The 253-nt window shown below is 37.2% G+C and carries 1 pseudogene; it reads left to right on the forward strand.

What is annotated here, in order from left to right:
- Nucleotides 1–126 precede the first annotated feature (126 nt).
- A pseudogene (locus DDE80_RS15535) lies at nucleotides 127–253 on the forward strand (RNA-guided endonuclease TnpB family protein); the annotation flags it as partial.

A 253-nucleotide genomic window follows, 5' to 3' on the forward strand; every position in this document is an offset into this window, starting at 1 on the left:
TTACACGCCTGTTTCTTTGGCATGCGCTCGATCAACAATGGCAAACGTATGTGGAAGAAACTCTGACCTCAGCTCGATTCATTTATCAAGAAAATGATACGTGAATTTCGCTAATCAACACGTGTGTTAAAATCTTGTACGATTTCTAAAACAAAATCAGGTAAATACTATATTTCGATTTTGACAGAATACGAGAAAGAAATTAAACCAGTGTCCATTCAGAAAGTTGTTGGGCTAGATTTCGCTATGGACG

The organism is Metalysinibacillus jejuensis (assembly GCF_003057615.1).
Classification (GTDB): Bacteria; Bacillota; Bacilli; order Bacillales_A; family Planococcaceae; genus Metalysinibacillus; species Metalysinibacillus jejuensis.